The sequence below is a fragment of the Niastella vici genome, assembly GCF_002077945.1.
Lineage (GTDB): Bacteria > Bacteroidota > Bacteroidia > Chitinophagales > Chitinophagaceae > Niastella > Niastella vici.
In genome coordinates this window covers 40,210-59,224 of the sequence record NZ_LVYD01000043.1, presented here as the reverse complement: position 1 = coordinate 59,224, position 19,015 = coordinate 40,210, and the positions used below count along the sequence as shown (strand labels likewise).

13 protein-coding genes are annotated in these 19,015 nt (G+C 44.8%); 5 read left to right on the top strand and 8 right to left on the bottom strand.

The window, feature by feature from the left end; translation table 11 throughout:
- Window positions 1-293: 293 nt before the first annotated feature.
- Both A3860_RS13060 and A3860_RS13055 read left to right on the top strand, forming a co-directional pair.
- Window positions 294-965, top strand: coding sequence for an RNA polymerase sigma factor (locus tag A3860_RS13060; protein WP_081147158.1), 672 nt, complete (start codon window positions 294-296; stop codon window positions 963-965).
- 6 nt (window positions 966-971) lie between these two features.
- On the top strand, window positions 972-2,150 hold the full coding sequence (locus A3860_RS13055) for a FecR family protein (RefSeq protein ID WP_081147157.1): 1,179 nt from the start codon (window positions 972-974) through the stop codon (window positions 2,148-2,150).
- Between the two features lie 18 nt (window positions 2,151-2,168).
- On the opposite strand, the gene A3860_RS13050 is transcribed toward A3860_RS13055, so the two are convergent.
- Window positions 2,169-2,729: an RteC domain-containing protein gene (locus A3860_RS13050; RefSeq protein ID WP_081147156.1), complete on the bottom strand. Its 561-nt coding sequence runs from the start codon at window positions 2,727-2,729 to the stop codon at window positions 2,169-2,171.
- 110 nt (window positions 2,730-2,839) lie between these two features.
- Complete coding sequence (locus tag A3860_RS13045; protein ID WP_081147155.1) at window positions 2,840-4,654, bottom strand: alpha-1,3-galactosidase-related protein; 1,815 nt, start codon at window positions 4,652-4,654, stop codon at window positions 2,840-2,842.
- Here A3860_RS13045 and A3860_RS42080 point away from each other — a divergent pair, their 5' ends adjacent.
- Both A3860_RS42080 and A3860_RS13040 read left to right on the top strand, forming a co-directional pair.
- Complete coding sequence (locus A3860_RS42080) at window positions 4,655-4,789, top strand: hypothetical protein (protein WP_262497299.1); 135 nt, start codon at window positions 4,655-4,657, stop codon at window positions 4,787-4,789. It begins immediately after the preceding gene.
- A gap of 99 nt (window positions 4,790-4,888) precedes the next feature.
- Window positions 4,889-5,779: an AraC family transcriptional regulator gene (locus tag A3860_RS13040; protein WP_081147154.1), complete on the top strand. Its 891-nt coding sequence runs from the start codon at window positions 4,889-4,891 to the stop codon at window positions 5,777-5,779.
- A gap of 10 nt (window positions 5,780-5,789) precedes the next feature.
- On the opposite strand, the gene A3860_RS13035 is transcribed toward A3860_RS13040, so the two are convergent.
- The 4 genes from A3860_RS13035 to A3860_RS13020 are packed head-to-tail and all read right to left on the bottom strand — an operon-like array spanning window position 5,790 to window position 13,663.
- Window positions 5,790-6,863: an aldose epimerase family protein gene (locus A3860_RS13035; protein WP_081147153.1), complete on the bottom strand. Its 1,074-nt coding sequence runs from the start codon at window positions 6,861-6,863 to the stop codon at window positions 5,790-5,792.
- Window positions 6,864-6,894: 31 nt separating this feature from the next.
- Window positions 6,895-9,099, bottom strand: a complete 2,205-nt coding sequence (locus tag A3860_RS13030) for an alpha-galactosidase (RefSeq protein ID WP_081147152.1) — start codon at window positions 9,097-9,099, stop codon at window positions 6,895-6,897.
- Between the two features lie 15 nt (window positions 9,100-9,114).
- A complete protein-coding gene (locus tag A3860_RS13025) occupies window positions 9,115-10,629 on the bottom strand; it encodes a RagB/SusD family nutrient uptake outer membrane protein (RefSeq protein WP_158085228.1) in 1,515 nt (504 codons plus the stop codon).
- Between the two features lie 19 nt (window positions 10,630-10,648).
- The gene (locus A3860_RS13020) at window positions 10,649-13,663 is read right to left on the bottom strand and encodes a SusC/RagA family TonB-linked outer membrane protein (RefSeq protein ID WP_081147150.1); all 3,015 of its coding nucleotides are present in this window, start codon (window positions 13,661-13,663) and stop codon (window positions 10,649-10,651) included.
- A 159-nt stretch (window positions 13,664-13,822) separates the two neighbouring features.
- Between A3860_RS13020 and A3860_RS13015 the strand changes: the two genes are divergently transcribed.
- Window positions 13,823-14,725, top strand: coding sequence for an AraC family transcriptional regulator (locus tag A3860_RS13015; RefSeq protein ID WP_081147149.1), 903 nt, complete (start codon window positions 13,823-13,825; stop codon window positions 14,723-14,725).
- A gap of 544 nt (window positions 14,726-15,269) precedes the next feature.
- Here the strand turns inward: A3860_RS13015 and ppsA are convergent.
- The gene (ppsA, locus tag A3860_RS13005) at window positions 15,270-17,702 is read right to left on the bottom strand and encodes a phosphoenolpyruvate synthase (protein ID WP_081147147.1); all 2,433 of its coding nucleotides are present in this window, start codon (window positions 17,700-17,702) and stop codon (window positions 15,270-15,272) included.
- Window positions 17,703-17,777: 75 nt separating this feature from the next.
- Window positions 17,778-18,920, bottom strand: a complete 1,143-nt coding sequence (locus A3860_RS13000; protein WP_081147146.1) for a histidine decarboxylase — start codon at window positions 18,918-18,920, stop codon at window positions 17,778-17,780.
- Window positions 18,921-19,015: the final 95 nt, after the last annotated feature.

Here is a 19,015-nt window from a genome sequence, read left to right as displayed (position 1 = left end):
ATTACCCCTGAGCGGCAGAAATCAATGGTACGAATCATCGAAAGAATGTAACAAATGTTGAGGCACCGGGAAGCTGGCCCCACTTCTTTTCTGTAAGAAATTGATTTTCATTTTCTTTCTAATACAGCAGGTTACCGACTGCTTTACTTGAACGATTTTTATAATACAACCGATCGTCCCGGCACAGCTTTCAGAAAGATTTGATTTAAAAACTTAAATGATACTATTTTTGGTCCCGAATCGCTTATTCGTGATCGTATTCTGTATGATCCGTGTATCAAAAATGACATTTTTTGACTTCCATTAATAACAATGCCGGGCTACCGGCCGATGAAAAACAACTTTTCCTACAGGTTTCAGCGGGTGACGAAAGGGCCTTCGGAGCACTGTTCAATACATTTCTTCCTAAAATATACCCTTTCATAATAAAGTTCACCAAATCAGAACCGGCGGCACAGGAAATTATTCAGGAAACTTTTATAAGAGTATGGTTATCGAGAGATAAACTAAGCGAAATAGACAACCCCGGGGGCTGGTTGTTTAAAGTTGCCAGCAATGAATGTTATAGCTATTTACGAAAAAGCATTTTAAATAATAAGTTCTTTAACCCTATTACAGTTGAACCTGACCCGGTAAATTCAACACATGAAAGCTTTGCTTTAAAAGAATTGAACCGGCTTATTGGTGAAGCTGTCAATAAACTACCCGCACAACGAAAAAAGATCTATCGTATGAGCCGCGATGAGGGAAAAAGCATTCCCGAAATCGCTGCCATATTAAATATATCGCCCAATACGGTTAAGAACGCGTTGGTGGCTGCCTTAAAATTTATCAGGGAATACCTGGTCAAATACGGCATCATCTTCATGCTGTTCCTTTTTAGCGGGGAAAATAAAAATATTTTTTTCGCCGATAGTCCTAAACAGATCCCCGGCCTTCTTATTACTGATAGCAGGCGTAAATAACAATAAATGAGCACACAACGATTAACCTGGCTACTGGAACAACACCTGGCTGATAGCATAACAGAACAGGAACGACTTGAGTTATCCGATCTCATAAAAGATAACGACAACGAGGAGCTTTTTAAACAGGTGTTGAGTGAGAAAATGCAAACAGAAACACCCGGTGTTCCTGTTGAGGCAGCCCCCTGGCAAAAAATGATCCAGGATATTGTGAACATTGATAAGGCGCCTGCTACACCTGCCAAAAGACCGGCCCGGGTGTTTGGCATATACCGGTGGGCGGCAGCAGCTGCGGTGCTGTTATTGATAGGGTCCGGCGCCTATTTTTATATGGTCCGAAACTCAAAAACAGGGCTAATTGCTATTCATAAGGCATTGCCGGAGTTACCAGAAACGCCCCTTCAAAAAAACTCATTGCTGCTCGCCGACGGGTCGCGCATTTCGTTAGATGAGGTTAGCAATGGGAAAATAGCAACTTTGGAAGGGACCACAATTACAAAACTGGATTCACAAATCATTTACACCACTACCAGCAACAGCACAGAAACTTATTACAATGTGTTGTCAACAGCGCGCAGCGGCCAGTACGAAGTGGTATTGCCCGATGGCAGTCATGTATGGTTAAACGCCGCTTCGGCTATCCGTTTCCCCGCATCATTTACAGGTAAAGAACGAAGCATTGAATTGCTGGGTGAAGCCTGGTTCGATGTACAGCATGCCGATAAAATTCCATTTGTTATTCATTCCGGCAATATGGTCACTTCGGTTATGGGTACTGCCTTTGATATTAAAGCTTACCCCGGCGAGCAGTCTATGACCGTTGCGGTACAACGAGGTATTGTGAAAGTACAATCGGGGAACAGGTTACTGGCCATGCTTGTAAAAGGACGGCAGGTAAAAGTAATGGCCAATGCCAGCGCTGTTCAAAGCAACATTGATACAGCTATTATAGCCGGCTGGAAAAAAGGCAACCTGTATTATAAAGATGAACAGCTGGCCGATATTGTAGCCGATCTGCAAAGAGTTTTTAATGCATCCATTCAAATAAACAAGGCATCCCTGAAAGAAGAAATAACCACCGTTTCGTTCAATAAAAATACAGGACTGGCCAAAGCGCTTGCCATTATCTGCCGCATCACAGATGCGAAGCTTACTGTAAACAACGGAATGTACATTATAGAATAAGCAAGCCTGGCGGAGATCCTATTTAAAGAGGTTTTCCTTCCACTGCTTTTTGATGTTACCAGTAACAAACTCCCGATAATGAATTAATGCCTTCAGCCTGGAGATCAGGCTGTCGCCATTTGTACACCAGGCGTTGTCCATATCGTATATCCCAATGGTCCCATTTTCCCTGGGCACATAGTAACTGGTTAAAAAATAGTGCCGGTCGTTTTGGTGACCACCGCTTTCATAATAATCAATAAACGCTTTATGGCGGTCACAAAAACGCGCGTACCGGCCCAGCTCTTTGTTCCAGTAAGTCCACTTCAGCATTGGATCAGCAGGCGCATGCAGCAACGCCTCCTTTACCAGGGAATAATAGTCAATTAAACAGGTAAAAGCGGGTTTGGTATTCCGGAAAAAACCGATCTCTTCGCGATCGGTATTGAATTTCTTCCCTAATGCCTTCACCCCTTCCCACCCGAAAAAACAGATCAACAATTTTTTCTCGGCCAGGGCCATTTCAGGCAGGTTCAGCTCATCGGCCTGTGTAATTGCCGAGATCATATTAAGGTATATTTCTCTGACCTCCTCCTTCATAACTAAACCGTTTTATTGACACATAACCACTTACCATGACAGGTAATAGTTTCCCGGGAACCGGATCTGTAATGGCTTTTTCCAAAAATAATGTGCAAATGGCCGGCTTTCTATTTGTGATTGCCATCAACTACAATATCAGTACAATTTTGAAAGGTTGTTACTGCTGAAAGTGAGGCAGGGCTGGCGCCAGTGATGCTGTTCCGTCGAAACTCGAGGTGTGCGGCACTCCTGGCAGTGAAGGCTTTGGTATTGTTGGGCCTTAGCACAAAACGATTATCATTTACTTTGATATGTTCATGAACCGGCCCTGCAAACTGTTTATTTTCCGGTTGCACACATACCACCGCGCTACCGCATTCAACAAAATCATTATTCGTGATCTCCATCGATTGTACCGGCCCCGATTCATACCAGCTTTCCGCATCATCGGCAACGAGGACCGCATTCCCGTTAACACGAAAGAACCGGTTATGTTCGATCCTGATCTTCCTGCGGGTTGTTGTTAATATACCCCGGGTGGGAATACGGGTGATGGTAGTATGATGAATATTTACCGATGGGGTGCGGGTGGTATTTTCAACAACATCGTCACCCTGCAGGTTTGCGATAACAGGATGTTTCAGGGTAAGCAGCATTTCCCTGTCGTTCAGCCTTTCTGCCTTCGTTACTACATTTGTTTCAACAGGGAGCAGTGTTTGGGCCTGCACCAGGTTGATGCTATCACCGGGCATAAAGGCGTCGAAGCCATAAGACTGATCGTGCATAAACCGCACTTTCAAAATATTTGCACCGGGTTTCTCTATGATCCTCAGGTGAGTGCCATGCACATTGACGGCATCGTCGTTAGCTGCTGATAAATAGCAGTGGTCTACTTCAATGCGGCCGTTGCAACCGGAAAAATGAAGAATATCGGCCCATGCGGCACAGGTTCTGTCGGTACTATCCTTTGGTTTAACAACCAGCTCTTTCATCCTGATATTCGTACAGAACTGACTAACCACTCCCATGCCATGCATATAGTTGATACGGATATTTTCGAGTAGGAGAACTTTACTGTATTGCATAAATATACCTGCACAATCCCTGAGCACATCCCGGTTTTGATAAATGATGCCGGTTTTAAACCCCACGTTGCGAGGGAAAAAAGCTCTTACCACTCTGTTACCCAGCTGTACAAATTTCACTTTTGACAGATCGAAACTTTGCCGCACTACAAAACCGGTTGTTGGATCGAAAGCCTGCCAGTACCAGCCTGGTTGGTTTCGCCAACCTTCTCCCTCCCACCAAAGCGCACTGTCCCTGATGCTGTATGTTGATTCCCGGCTGATCTGCAGATCGGCATATTCTTCGGCAACGCTGGTCACCAATAGTTCAGATACGGTTGGCCTGAAGTAATCATACTGCATTCCGGAGATTGTTACATGGTCGCAGTGGTCAACGGCGGTTTCCACCATTTTACCATGCATGACGATGTTTGCCGAAGTTGATTGCAGCGACACATACGAGGAGTTCCTTATACAGATGGCCACTGATTTGTCTTTGTAAGGCACATCATTAGTGTTGGAGATATGCCATTGGGTAACATACGCACTGTCGGGGTAAAAATGATAGGTGCCGGCAGTAAACCTGACCTTGACCGGAGAAGCGGCTGTTCCCCGCCCGGTGATCACCAGCGAAGACCGGTATATGCCCGGACTGACCATGATCGTAGTGCCGGCCGGTAATTGCCGGCTGTTAACCGGGTTGAATGTACGCCAGGGAGTTTTGGCAGCAGTGCCATTGTTATTGTCATTACCTGTTGACGGGTTTATGTAATAGATCACATTCCCCTTAATCGCATTATTCGTTTTATTCGCCAATGCCCCGAAAGGGCAGATGAGCCATAGCCAGGTGGTTAAACCCGTTAAAAAGGAAAATTTCATATGAAAATAATCGTTGCGGCAAATCTACTGCGTTTTTCAGGTAATGCTGTCCAACCTTCTGGTGCTATTTTAACAATAATTAATGGATACTTTGCAATAAGGATATACAATGGTGATCAGGGGGATAGCTTATAGTAAGCCAGGGCACCAAAATATCTTATAAAAATCCATCCTTTTCGTAATAACGCCTATTCCCCAGGTCAGGGCTGATCACGAAATTTAGCATAATGAACTATGAATAATTCTGTACATAAGCAAGAGGGGTTTGAAGGGCAGCGATTGATCGTTCTTCCTAAAAAAGTTATTTCTCCTTTTCTGATAACCGATAAATTGACCAGGTCGTTGTTTGTAACAGACATTGGGTATTACCCCAGGGCCCGCTTCCATTTCATTGAAAGAAGTAAGGGAATTGATCAATTTATTATTATCTATTGCATTGAAGGCAAGGGCTGGATCGAGATCAATAAAAAGAAACGCCCAATAAAACCTTCGACCCTGTTCATCATACCGGCCAGTATGCCACATCGTTATGGTTCCAGCGAAAAAGAACCCTGGACAATTTACTGGATCCATTTTAAAGGCGAGGCAGCCAGCAGTTTCGTTGACCACATGCAAAAACAATTCCCCAAAGGGCAATCCCATTTAACGTTCAATGAAAACCGGATCAAATTATTTGAGGAGATCTATGCCAACCTCGAGAAAGGATACAGTGAAGCCAACCTGCGCTATGTCAATATGGTGTTCTCCCACTTCCTCTCTTCTTTATTGTACGAGGAAAAATTCAATTATTCTGAGAACAAACAATATGAAGATATCGTTGACAAAACCATTACCCTGATGCAGAAAAAACTGCATACAAACATTGGCCTGCCCGAACTGGCTGCCTTTTCAAAGTTTTCCGTGGCGCACTTTTCGGCCTTGTTCCGGAAGAAAACCGGCCATGCACCCATTCAGTATTTCAATCATCTTAAGATACAGAAAGCCTGCCAGTACCTGCTGTTTACAGATATGAACGTACGACTGGTCGCCAGCAAGCTGGGCTTTAATGATCCTTATTACTTTTCCCGGCTATTCACGCAGTTGATGGGCCTGTCGCCCCTGCAATACAGGAAGCGGAATAGTTAGCCCGTATCCATTACACCATTAGCCCAAATTCAAACAAAGTAGTAGCAGTATATTCTTCGCCGGGATGCAAAATGGTATTGGGGAAATTCCGGTGGTTAACACTATCGGGCCAGCACTGTGTTTCGAGCGCAACACCGCCATGCTTTTGATAGGCCACACCCTGTTTGCCGATAATAGCGCCATCCCAATGATTGGCAGTATACAGCTGAATGGCCGGTTTATTGGTATATACGGTGAGCATGCGGCCGGTTGTTCCTTCGCTTAACACGGCAGCTTTTATTATTTTTTTGGTAGCCCTGTGACTCAAAATAAAATTATGATCGTAGCCCATATCGCCGGGAAAACAGTTAATATGGCTCCCGATCAACCGGGGATTGGTGAAATTCAACGCGGTGTTATATACGCTTGCCAGGGCGCCGGTGGGCGTATTGCCGGCCGATTTTTCGGTATATTCATCTGCAACGATCTGCAGGTAATGATCCAGGATATCCCGTTTTTCAAATCCCGTTAAATTAAAGTAGCTGTGATTTGTGAGGTTAACCGGCGTACTTTTATCGGTGGTGGCCCGGTATACAATATGCAGTTGATTGTCATTATTCAATATATATTTCACCGTTACCTGCACATTGCCGGGATATCCTTCTTCCCCATCCGGGCTGGCATACGCAAATTCTACCCCACATTCGTTTTCATTTTCAACAGTACCTGTCAACTTCCATACTTTACGACTGAACCCATTCCAGCCACCATGTAAATGGTTGGGCCTATCGTTCACAGTGAGCTGGTAGGTTTTTCCATTCAGGTTAAATGTTCCATGGGAAATCCGGTTGGCATACCGCCCCACCACACAACCCAGGTAATCTTTGTTGATAGTATATAATTCCCAATTGGTAAATCCTGCTACGATATTCTTTTTTACCTGATGCCTGTCGGGCGTATATATGGCAGTAATGGCACAACCTATATTCGTACACTCAACGGTAATATCCCTGTTCTGCAAAACGATCATTACAACCGGTTCATTTCCCTTACCGGACCGTTGCCATACGGTTGTTGTTAATACTGTTGGTTTGGTTATAATCATGTACGAATTATATGGTCCTCAAAAACTGGTTTTATTTTTCTGCCGGAACGAGTTGCAGCATCACCGCATCTTTTACATTCACGGTAACCGTAAATGATGACTGGCCTTTTTCAATTTTCCCTGCTTCCTGTCCGGTTAAAAGATCCCGTAAGCTGTATGTTTTGTTTGGCCATTTCAGCTCCGCCTGTTCAAAGGTTTCGGTAAATGGCTTTGTGGTATCGAAGTTGAACGCCGACACCAGCATGGTATCGCCGGGCAGGTAAAAACTCATTTGTTGTGCCTGCCCATTCCCTACCGGAAAACGCAAAGGGGTAAACGCCCTTGGTCTGCTGAAGAAATCACAGATGGCCGCATTATTTAAGAATTGCCGGGCCCTTGCAGCTGCTTCCCTGTTCCTGTAATCGGTACCATCGCCTAAAATACTTCCCAATGTCATCATAGAGAACAGCCGTACTTTTACGTCCTGTTCGGTGAGGTCTTTATTCTTTTGAAAGTTCTTCATTACCACTACATCCATATTGGTATAGGGCCATAGCGTGCCCTGCGTCCACCAGAAATGCGCCGCGCTGATCATGGAGGCGCAGGTACTGCCATAATGCGGAAACCCGGGTTCATCGTTGCGTAAATGCGAATACACATCTGTTGACAAAAACCGGGTATGCGTATACTGGTTGGGGAACAATGGCGATATGGCCTGGGTAATGAAAATATCGGGGCCCATAATAGAATCTACCAGGTGTTTGAGCATTTTCATTCCATAGCTATAGGCCTGAATTCCCGATCGCACCTGCGGGTTATATCTTCGGGAAGATTCCAATGCACCGGCCGACAAAAAATCTATCTTAATAAACTTTGCGCCAATGGCTTTGGCTTTTTGCAGTTGCCCTATGATATAGCTCCGTGTATACGGGTGCGTAGGATCGAGCGGAAAGGCGCCCCAATCACCGTCCTTATACGGAACATATTTACCATTATCATCGAGCAGTATTACATCGCGCAAATAACCACCGGTATTGAGTGTAACCTCATTGATGCCATTCTTCCAGGTCCACAAGGCAAAGGGAATAAAATAAAAACCTATTTGCTGTCCATTCTTTTTTCCATAGCGGTTTATTGACTGTAATACTTCCGTTGAATAAATACCCTGGTCATAGGAGTCAATACTTAATACCGGTTGGGTGGTCTTATTGAAATTATTCAGGGAATGAATAAAGTCGCTTACTTTGGCCACATCTATTGGCATCATTACTTTTTCGTAGCCCAGTACGCCTTCTACTCCAAAACTGTTCCAGTAAAAAGGCGCGCTTTGCGTCCAGCTGCAAATCCCGGCAATCTTTTTAACGGTATTACCAAACTGCAACAGGTCATTGCGCACATCGGGCGATGCAGATAGATAGATCAGGGGTGAAGCCACTGATCCGCCTATTTGCGTACCGTGCTGCACATAATCATGGGTGCCATCTTTGCCGCCGTAGGAGTCGGGCAATGCAGGATCATCTTTTGTAGCGGCGCCGCCATATACAATAAATGAATCTATCTGATTACTGAAAGCACCGGTACCATAGCTGATACCGGTCTTCCAGAAGTCATGCACCAGGCTGCCAACTGCAAATCCGTTCTTTGTATGCTCATCATACACAGAGGCTAATTCGTAGCTGGTGCCTGTAATTCCTGTATTGTTAGCCGGCCAGTGGCGCGAGATAACATCAACCCAGTTATCATTATCAAACGGATAATCGGTCAATAATCCGTTTGTACCCGGTGTTGTAATCTTTCCCTGCGCCGCCGGTAATACAGTCAATGGAGAAATATTCCTGGTTTCAACCATTGCGCCCTCTACCCTGGTTGTTGCCACCGCGCTCAGCAGGATAAATGGTTGCTTTTCGTATACCGTAATATATTGTGTAAGGCGAAGCGGCTGACCAGCATCTTCATGCACCAGGTTAAGGCAGATGGCTTTTCCCAGCGGGTCACTGATGGCATCAGTAGTAACCTGGTGGCTGGCAAAAGCAGTTGACAACAACAGGCCATTTTTTACCTCCTGCACATATGCGACCGTATTGTTGAATTGTGTTCCCGACGTAAACCGGTAATGCACTTTGCCTGTATGCAAATTGGCAACAACTTTTACATAATCGCTACTGATCACTATGCTGTCGGCCGTTTCCTGCTTTTGCTGGGCAACTGCTAACACAGGGGCAAGCAGTAAACACAGTATATTCTTTTTGCTGATCATTATTTCAATTATTCGCTAGAAACCAGTATTCTGGTCGCCGGGTTTCAGGGAACGGTTTAATTCAAATTCGCGGGAAGATATCGGGAACAATAAATTCTTGTTCGAGATATTCGGCGCAGCATCGGTATTGTAGGCTTTTGTTTGGGCAATAAGCTTTCCGGTCCTTTTAAGATCGCACCAGCGCCAGCCTTCAAAACCCAGCTCACGCATGCGTTCTTTCAATAACTCATCGCGCAATTCCTGCTGCGTAGGCGTATGTCCCAATACGGTTTCCCAGTTGGCCAGCTTTGCCCGGGCACGGATCTTATTCAGGAACGTGAGTGCATTAGTGGGGTCATTGAGCTCATTCAGGGTTTCTGCATACATGAGTATGGCATCGGCGTAACGCAAATAATACAGATTACGCGATGAAAGGCCGCCGTTCAATGATTGACCCTGTGTTATATCATATTTCTTTACATGTGGTTTGGTAACATCGGCCCACCACCAGTAATCGACCTCATTGCCATTCTTATCGTAAAATTTATAGCGGATAGATGCATCCTTACGGGTATCGCCATTCTCAAAACTATTGTCGTAATAATCGGTGGGTATCACTACATGACCGCCACCGCCGGGGTAGGTATTTTCAATATGCCAACCGCCGAGCGTATTGGCCTGGCTGTTGGTATTCCCGTTCTCAGTGGAATACTCGATCTCAAAAAGCGATTCAATATTGTTCTCATTTTTTTCATTGAACAGATCGGCGTAATTAGCCATGAGGGCCACATTGGTAAGCGACATCAGGGGCTGCAGCATGGCTTTTGCATTAGCATAGTCTTTACGGGTAAGGTATACCTTGCCCAACAGGGTTTGCGCCGCTTCTTTGTTGGCATGCCCCACCGCAGCAGTGCCTTTTGCCTGCAGGTTGCTGGCCGCGAAACTCAGATCACTGATAATTAATGCATATACTTCGTCTTCACTGCTGCGTGGTTTGCCACCATTGGCATCGGCCACCGCATCGGGCTGGTCGGTAGGCAGGGGCACACCGCCAAAGAATTGCACCAGCTTGAAATAAAACACGGCCCGTAAAAATCTGGCTTCCCCCAGCAACCGGTCTTTTACCGGTTGCGAAGCGGCCGATGAAGGAATGTACCTGATGGCGGTATTGGCGTTTACAATGCCTTTGTACAGGCTATTCCAGGTTCCCTGTACCAACTGGTTCTGCGCACTTAATAAACTGTTGTAGCTGTTAATGCCATCATAGTGTTGCCAGTAGCCGCCCCAGGTAGGCACAAAGGAAGTTGTTTTACCTTCATCGGTCCCTACAATACCTACAAAATAATAATCACCGCTATTGAACTCCATCAACTTTCTGTAAATGCCGGTTACACCGGCTATGGCGCCCTGTTCATCTTTGTACAGGTCTTCGGGCGAGACAAAAGTTTCGGGTGTAATATCCAGTTTTTTGCTGCACCCTGCCGCCAGCAGCAAGATCAACAGCAGGGATATTGCGAATCGTTGTTTAATAAAATTTATTATAGCAAACATGGTATCGTTATTTAATTTTTTAAAAACTTGCTTGCACACCAAACAGGAAAGTACGGTAGCGTGGATAGATATCATATTGCCCCACTCCTATTTCGGGGTCAATACCTTTGTATTTTGTAAACAGGAATGGCTCCATTACCTGTACGTAGGTCCTTATTGAACTGATCTTTGCCTTTGACAATAACTTTGATGGGAGATCATATGCCAGCGTTATATTCCGTACCCTGATAAAATCGCCTTTTTGCACCATAAAGCTCGAAGTACCCGACTGCAGCGCTCTTAACGAACGTCCATACTGGTTAGGCCGCGGCACATCGGTATTGGTATTGTTGGGCGTCCAGTAATTCAGCCCTTCTTTCAGGGTGCGGGTAGCTGTTTTGCTGCTGTAATACAAATAATCCTGGTAAGCTTTATTTGCTATTTTATGACCGTAGGTATAATTGGTAAATACAGTCATGGAGAATTGTTTATACCGCCAGTAGCTCCAGATGCCGCCCCAGCCCTTTGGCGTTGTACGTCCTACAATGGTGCGGTCGTACTGGTTGATCTTTCCGTTTCCATCCAGGTCTTTCACCCGCACGTCACCGGGTCTTGCCTGCGGGTTCAAGGTAAAATCATCGCCTTTCTGGTACAGGCCGTCAAATACATAATCGACGATCAAACTGTTGGGGGCTTCACCCACTTTCAAATAGGGACTTAATGAATCTACACCGGGCAGCAGTTTGGTGATCTTCGATCTGAACTTCGACCAGTTGAGGTCCATTTGCCAGTCGAAATGAGCGGTTTGAATAATATTTACTTTCAGGCCAATGTCAATACCACGCGTGTTCATTTCCGAGATATTGATCCATTTGTTATCGAATCCCTGCGACGGCGATAATGGATTATTCAGCAAAAGATCATGGATGTTTTTATTATAGTAATCAAAGGTTACCCGTACCCTGTTTTTGGCCACTGCCAAATCGAAACCGGAATTGAACTGTTGCTGGCTTTCCCATTTCAGGTTGGAATTCCCCTGCGTTCCTGTTCCTAACTGAAAGCCTGAAGTTTGCGGGGCAGCGCCGGTAAAGGGATAGGCTGCCGGGTTCATTCGCGTATAGGTAGCATCTATCGGTATTTCCTGGTTGCCTACCACGCCATACCCTACCCGTATTTTGAGATCGTTTATTACCGACCTGATCTTTAATCCCATAAACGGCTCCTCTATTACGCGCCAGGCAGCACTTACCGAAGGGAAATAGCCATACCGGTTATCGGAACCAAAACGCGATGAACCATCGCGGCGTATAGTTCCGTTAAGGATGTATTTGTTCCTGAATTTATAAATAACACGGCCCAGCAAGGAGGCAACCGACCAGTTAAAATAATCACTGTAAATGGCGTCGCGGTTGCTGGCGAGGCTCATGTTCTTGTACGTAAGATCATCTGTAGGGAACCCGGAGGCTTCCTCATAATTCCATTCCTGTCTTCTTTGCTGGTAAGTGGCGCCTGCCAGAAAATCGAATACATGGTTGGCAGAAGGCGCATAGCTATAGGCCAGGGTATTCTCCCACAAATAATCGCGCCAGCCGAAATTCTGTATTTTGGCTACGCCTTTTTTGGAGAACCCGGTACTGGTAGTACGCGGATAATATTCAAAGCGCTGATTTTTGTATACATCTATTCCAAAACTGGTGCGAAACACCAATCCTTTTATGATCTTATATTCCCCGAAGATGTTACCTAAAAAACGGTCATCGATATTGTGCACCGGCGATTGGGTAAGGGTAACCGGGTTATTGAATAACAAATTACCGCTTGATGGATCAATATTGGCAGAAGGATTGCCCGCCGAATCATAGGCCGACATCAACGGGCTGATGGTTACTGCATTGTAATAAACTTCGTTACTTGTTACATCGTTTTTGATATGGGAGAAGTTGGTGTTCACGCCTATTTTTAATTTTGCGTTTATTTCCGACTCTACATTAGCCTTTAAAGAATAGCGTACAAAATTGGAACCTCTGATAATTCCATCCTGATTCAGGTAATTTCCACTGAGGTACAATTTGTTTTTTCCCACGCCATTCGAAATGCTGAGTGTATGGCTTTGCTGTGGTGCGGTGTGTGTAACCAGTCCTACCCAATCGGTCCATTTGCGGGCAGCCATATTGCGCCGTTCATCACCGTTGAACAATAAGGTATCGAGGCCAGGGCCCATGGGCCAGGCGTTGGGGTCTTCATCGCTAAGCCCTGCCCGACGCAGATTTACATAATCATCGATATTATCTACAAAATCATAGGTCTTTATCATTTTTTGAACGCCATAATAACCGTCGTAATTGACGGTGGTTCTTCCGCTGGCAGCTTTTTTGGTAGTAATGATCACTACCCCTTCCGCCGCGCGGGAGCCATAAATAGCCGCGGCAGAAGCGTCTTTCAAGACATCGATCGACTCTACATCATTGGGATTTATTTCGCGAAGATCGTAGGTCACCACTACCCCATCTACTACATAAATTGGCCCGGTGCCTTGTGTAATGGTATTAATACCCCTGATGCGTACATTGGTGCCGGCACCAGGCTCATGGCCGGCATTGGTAACCTGCATGCCCGGAATGCGCGATTGCAACGCGGCATTGATATTGGTTACCGGCATCTCTTTCAGTTCTTTGCCCGAGATGCTGGAGATAGCGCTGGTTACATCTTTTTTTGCCTGTTTTCCATAACCGATCACCACCACTTCACCCAGCGCTTCTGTTTCTTTTTGCAAAAGCACTTCTATGGCAGTTTGTGATTCCCCTATATTAATGCTTTGCGATTTGTAACCGGTATGGCTTATCACCAGAATGATCTTTCCTTTTACAGTGAAGGTGAAAGTGCCGTCATTGGCAGTTGTTTGTGCAGATACATCTCCTATAGCCCGCACAGAAGCAGCCGGCAGCAGCGTCCTGCTTTCTGCATCCAACACCTTACCTTTCAGTACACGGTCTTGCGCCCGGATGCTAATGCAAGCTATAAAAGATAAAAAGAGAAGGAGCGTCAATTTCTTCATAGCAATCGTTTTACGTTTATTTTAAATTTTAGCCGGAACAGACCGGCAGCAGCGTAGTCAGCATTCAAAATTCGTATTATTGCTTTTGCGGGGAAATAGGAAATTGTAGGAAAAAGATGGACTTTTATTCACTAAATATCACTTTGCAACCTGTGCCATATGTCATACAAAAGTTCAAGAAAACGACAGGGCTTTGAAGGACAAAAGCTGCTCGTTGTGCCTAAAAAAATAGCTTCCAGCTTTCTGACGAAGGACGCCATTACAAAGCAAATATACATTACAGATATTGGCTATTATCCCAAGGCAGCCAATCACTATTTTGAAAGGCCGCATGGCATCAATCAGCATATCATTATTTATTGTGTGGAAGGACGGGGCTGGGTAACGATCAATAAACAAAAGATGGACATTTCGCCATCGCATTTCATTGTGCTTCCTGCCAATACCCCGCATAAATACGGCGCTATGGAAGCAGATCCCTGGACCATTTACTGGGTGCATTTTAAAGGCGATATTGCCACCTATGTAGTGAACCTGATCACCAATCATTCGCAAAACTATTTGCCCTATCTTTCCTTTAATGAGAACCGGATAAAACTATTTGAAGAAATATGCTTTCATTTTGAACAGGGGTACAGTGCCGATACGTTGCGGTATGTAAATATGATCTTCTATCATTTTCTCTCCTCTCTGCTCTATGAAGAAAAATATAACCAGGCAGTAAAAGCGCCCGGCAAAGACGCGATCGCAATGACCATTGAACGCATGAAAGAAAAGATCAACACCAATCCATCGCTGAATGACCTGGCCAGTTCGGCACATATGTCTGTTACGCATTTCTGTAACCTGTTCAGGATACAAACCGGTTTTTCACCAATAGAATACTTCAATCATTTAAAAGTGCAGCAGGCCTGCCAAACCCTGGCCTTCACTTCGAGAGCAATTAAAGAGATTGCCGACGAGCTGGGCTTTTCTGATCAGTACTATTTCTCCCGCATGTTCTCGCGCTTAATGGGCATGTCGCCTTCAGATTACCGCAAACGGAACAGGACTACGGAATAGCTGGGGCTTACAGGGGATGATTACCTCTTCTTTACCTCCTGGTTACCTCTGTGTTTCGCAATTAGCAGATTTACAATAAGGCAATTTCTAATTACTTACCCGCTGGTAACCTCCCGGTTTCCTCTTGCTTAGGTATGCTTTACCTTTCTTTACCTCCGCCTGTCCTTTTTATTACACCCGGTTACCTGTTCTTCTCCCTGTCTTGAGGTCTCCTTTATAGTAGGGTAATATTGCCTTTACCTTTTTATTTCCTTTTTTTAACCTAAAGGGTAAAGAAAAGGTTAACCTAATATTACCACAATACGACCACAACCAAACCACAACCTAATGGAAGTAGAACCGGAACGCCAATCGGGCAAAAAAAGAGGGGTAAGTAGACACAAACCCCGGCTCTCATTTCAAACTAAACAACCAATGAGAAACTGTATCTATATTAACTATGGCAGCCTTGCTGTATTTATTTATGCAGTTAAAAATTGGAAGCCGGTAGAAACCGGCTCCGTACTTCAGAACGTAACTTGAGAAATTAAACCATGATGAACTATTAGAACTGCAATTCTTTTTCTTTTATCTTTTTCTCCACCGCATGGATCGCCTTTATAGTTTTGATCACCGAATCAGGCGTAACGGAGATAGAGTCAATCCCCTCTTCTACCAGGAATTGGGCAAAGTCGGGATGATCTGATGGTCCCTGACCGCAAATGCCTACTTTTATTCCCGATTCTTTTGCTGTTTGAATAAGATGCGCCAACATTCTTTTTACTGCGGGATTTCGCTCATCGTATAAATGGGCCACCAGTGATGAATCCCTGTCTAACCCCAGTGATAGTTGTGTGAGATCGTTTGAACCAATGGAAAAACCATCTATATGTTCAGCAAATTCAGCTGCCATAATAATATTCGATGGAATTTCGGCCATCAGATACAACTCCAGGCCAGCTGAGCCCGGCACCAATCCATATTCGGCCATCACCGCTTTCACCTTTAAAAGCTCTTCCACTGTTCTGCAAAACGGTACCATCACCACCACATTTGCCAGTCCCATTTCTTCCCGCACTTTCTTTATGGCTTTGCATTCCAGTTCAAAAGCCGCTTTATAATCGTTTGAATAATACCGCGAAGCGCCCCGCCAGCCGATCATCGGGTTTTCTTCCTGCGGTTCAAAATATTTTCCACCCAACAGATTAAAATATTCATTCGATTTGAAATCGGAAAAGCGAACGATCACTTTATTCGGATAAAAAGCCGCTGCAATTTTTGCAATACCAAAAGATAATTTGGAAACGAAGAAATCTTCTTCATCCTTAAAACCAACGATCCTGCTTTGTATAGCCGCGGAGAGTTCGGGATAATTCAAACTTTTATGGTTCAGCAAAGCCAGTGGGTGTATCCCGATATAGTTATTGATGATGAATTCTTCCCGTGCCAGCCCCACACCGCTGTTGGGAATATTGGAGAATCGGAATGCCAGTGAAGGGGAACCCACGTTTAACATCAGTGCCGTTTTTATTGCAGGCAGATCACTGAGTTTGGTTTGTACCACTTCGTAAGGAAGCCTGCCCGCGTAAACGATGCCCGTATCACCTTCTGCGCAGGAAATGGTCACCTCCTCGCCATCAGCCAAAACAGTCGTTGCATAACCACACCCAACAATGGCGGGAATACCCATTTCCCGGGCAACAATGGCTGCATGACAGGTTCTTCCACCTTTATCGGTAACAATAGCAGCTGCTTTTTTCATTATGGGTTCCCAATCAGGATCGGTCATATCAGTTACCAGCACATCGCCTTCCCTGAAATCCTGCGCTGCTAACGCTCCTTTATTTGTAGCATACATGATCTTCACTTTACCGGTTCCTACCCGGTCACCAACGGCTATTCCCTTAATCAGCGCCGTGGCGCCATGGGGCGGCAGCACATATTCAGTAAGCGTATCATGATCTTTGCGTGAATGAATTGTTTCGGGTCTTGCCTGAACAATAAACAGCTTATTGCTTATGCCATCTACCGCCCACTCAACATCCATAGGGCACCAGTGGTTTTTCAGTGCGGAATAGTAGTTTTCGATGTGCATCACCCAACGTGACAGTTGCATGATCTTTTCATCATCCAAACAAAACCGCTCTTTCAGATCTTTATCTACATCAATGATCTTTACCCTTTCTTCCGGATCGTCGCTATACACCATCATCTGATCCTTTACCCCCAGCTTTTTCTCAATTATTGCATTATACCCTTCCTTAAGCAATGGCTTGAACACAATAAACTCATCGGGAGAAACACTGCCCTGTACCACCATTTCGCCCAAACCATAAGAACCATTGATCACCACGGCGTCTTTAAACCCACTTTCCGTATCGAGAGAAAAAGCAACACCGCTTGAACCCAGGTCACTTCTTACCATTTTTTGAATGCACACTGATAGCCCTACTTCAAAATGATCATACTTAAAAGTTTCCCGGTAAGAAATGGCCCTGTCGGTAAACAAAGAGGCAAAACAATTACGCACTGCATTTATCAATTCAGCGGCCCCACGAACATTCAAAAAGGTTTCCTGTTGCCCTGCAAAGGAAGCATCGGGAAGGTCTTCAGCTGTTGCCGACGATCGAACCGCCACATCAGTATTTTTCTGGCTATACTCTTTTGACAATTCAAAATAGCGGTCGATGATCTCCTGTGAAAGCCCCGGTGGAAAGCTGCCATCCCGGATCAAAGTTCTGATCTGAAGTCCTGTTAAACGAAGAGATTCAACGGAGGAGTAATCAATTTGGCTGATGAGCGCCCTGATCCTTTCATCCAACTTGTTATATTGGATAAATTCCTGGTAAGCATTTACCGTGATGACAAAACCACCCGGAATGTTCACACCAAGTTTTGCAAGGTGCCGGATCATTTCACCCAGTGATGCGTTCTTTCCGCCTACCAGGTCAATGTCGCTTATACCAACCTGGTGCAGCTGGACAATTTTTGTTGACATACAAGCAATCGTTTTTGGAGTGTTTATTGTTTTTCGTTGGCAAGGCAATGGCAGTACAAAGGATAAGTTTGCGCTTTACGCTTCTGCCATTGCGGTTTTGAGTCTGCTTTCTTCCATCAGATCATTCAGAAATTCGTCTACTTTTTCTTTTGTTATGCCTGGCATACAGATCATGTGCGTCCAATCCCCTTCAGTAGCCAGTTGCCATTTCTGACAAAATTCCTTTGAGGGCGCCGAAAAAACCACCGTAATAGCATTTTCATTTTTCCAGGCGTTACAACCAATGCTGTTCAATTGCTGAACGGCATATTCGGCCATCGCAAGGGAATTGATGGCCCGTTGCTTAAGCCCCTCCCTTCCCATTCTCTTTATGGCATGCCATAAAAACACCGGACTATGTCCGTTACGGGAACCAGTGATCGTAGTATCAATGGTTCCAATGTAAGGAATGGTTTTGCCAATTCTGTCCCTGTAATTTTTCTTTACAATGACCACTCCACAGGGTATGGGCGAACCAATGAATTTGTGCCCGCTGATAGCAATACTGTCGGCACCATGTGAAAAATCAAAATCATTTGCATCATCCAACAAAGCAAGGTAAGTGCCGGCCAACGCACCATCGCAGTGGATGTAATGATTCTTGATAGCACAATTGTGAAGGATCGCTTTGATAGCGGGAACACTGTCTTTCGCTTCCATCATGGTTGTTCCTATATTGGCAATAATAATGGCCGGCTGGTGGCGGTGCAATTGCATGACCTGGTTCAGGTCTTCATAATCCATTTCGCCATTGCTTTGGCAACGGATAACAATCGATGGCATGTTCAGCAGGTGAATATTCTTTTGAACGCTGTAATGCGTTGCCTCAGAGTAATATACCACGGCATTGGGGTACAGCTCGCGTGCAACATATAAGCCATATAAATTACCTTCAGAGCCACCATTGGTCACATAGCCCCAACTATTTTTAACCGGTGCATTAAATAGTTCTGTAAAAAAATCCACCACTTCCCTTTCTATGCTTCTTGAGTTCAGATCATAGGTAGATTCAACCTGCGGATCACCCACATTATTAAGCGGCAGGCCCAATAAAGGATATAACTCCCTGTAATCGAAATCCTGTGATATGGGATACCCGATAAAATATTTAGAACGGTCTACGGCCTTTTGCATGTATTGTTTTAACCGTATGGCATCTGCTGCCTGTAATTGATTCATATAGTTTTTGTGGTCTTATTTGTATGCAAAAGTTTAAAAAATAGTTCTTGCAACCAACACATTTAAATTTTGCAGTAAATAAAACTACAGATCGC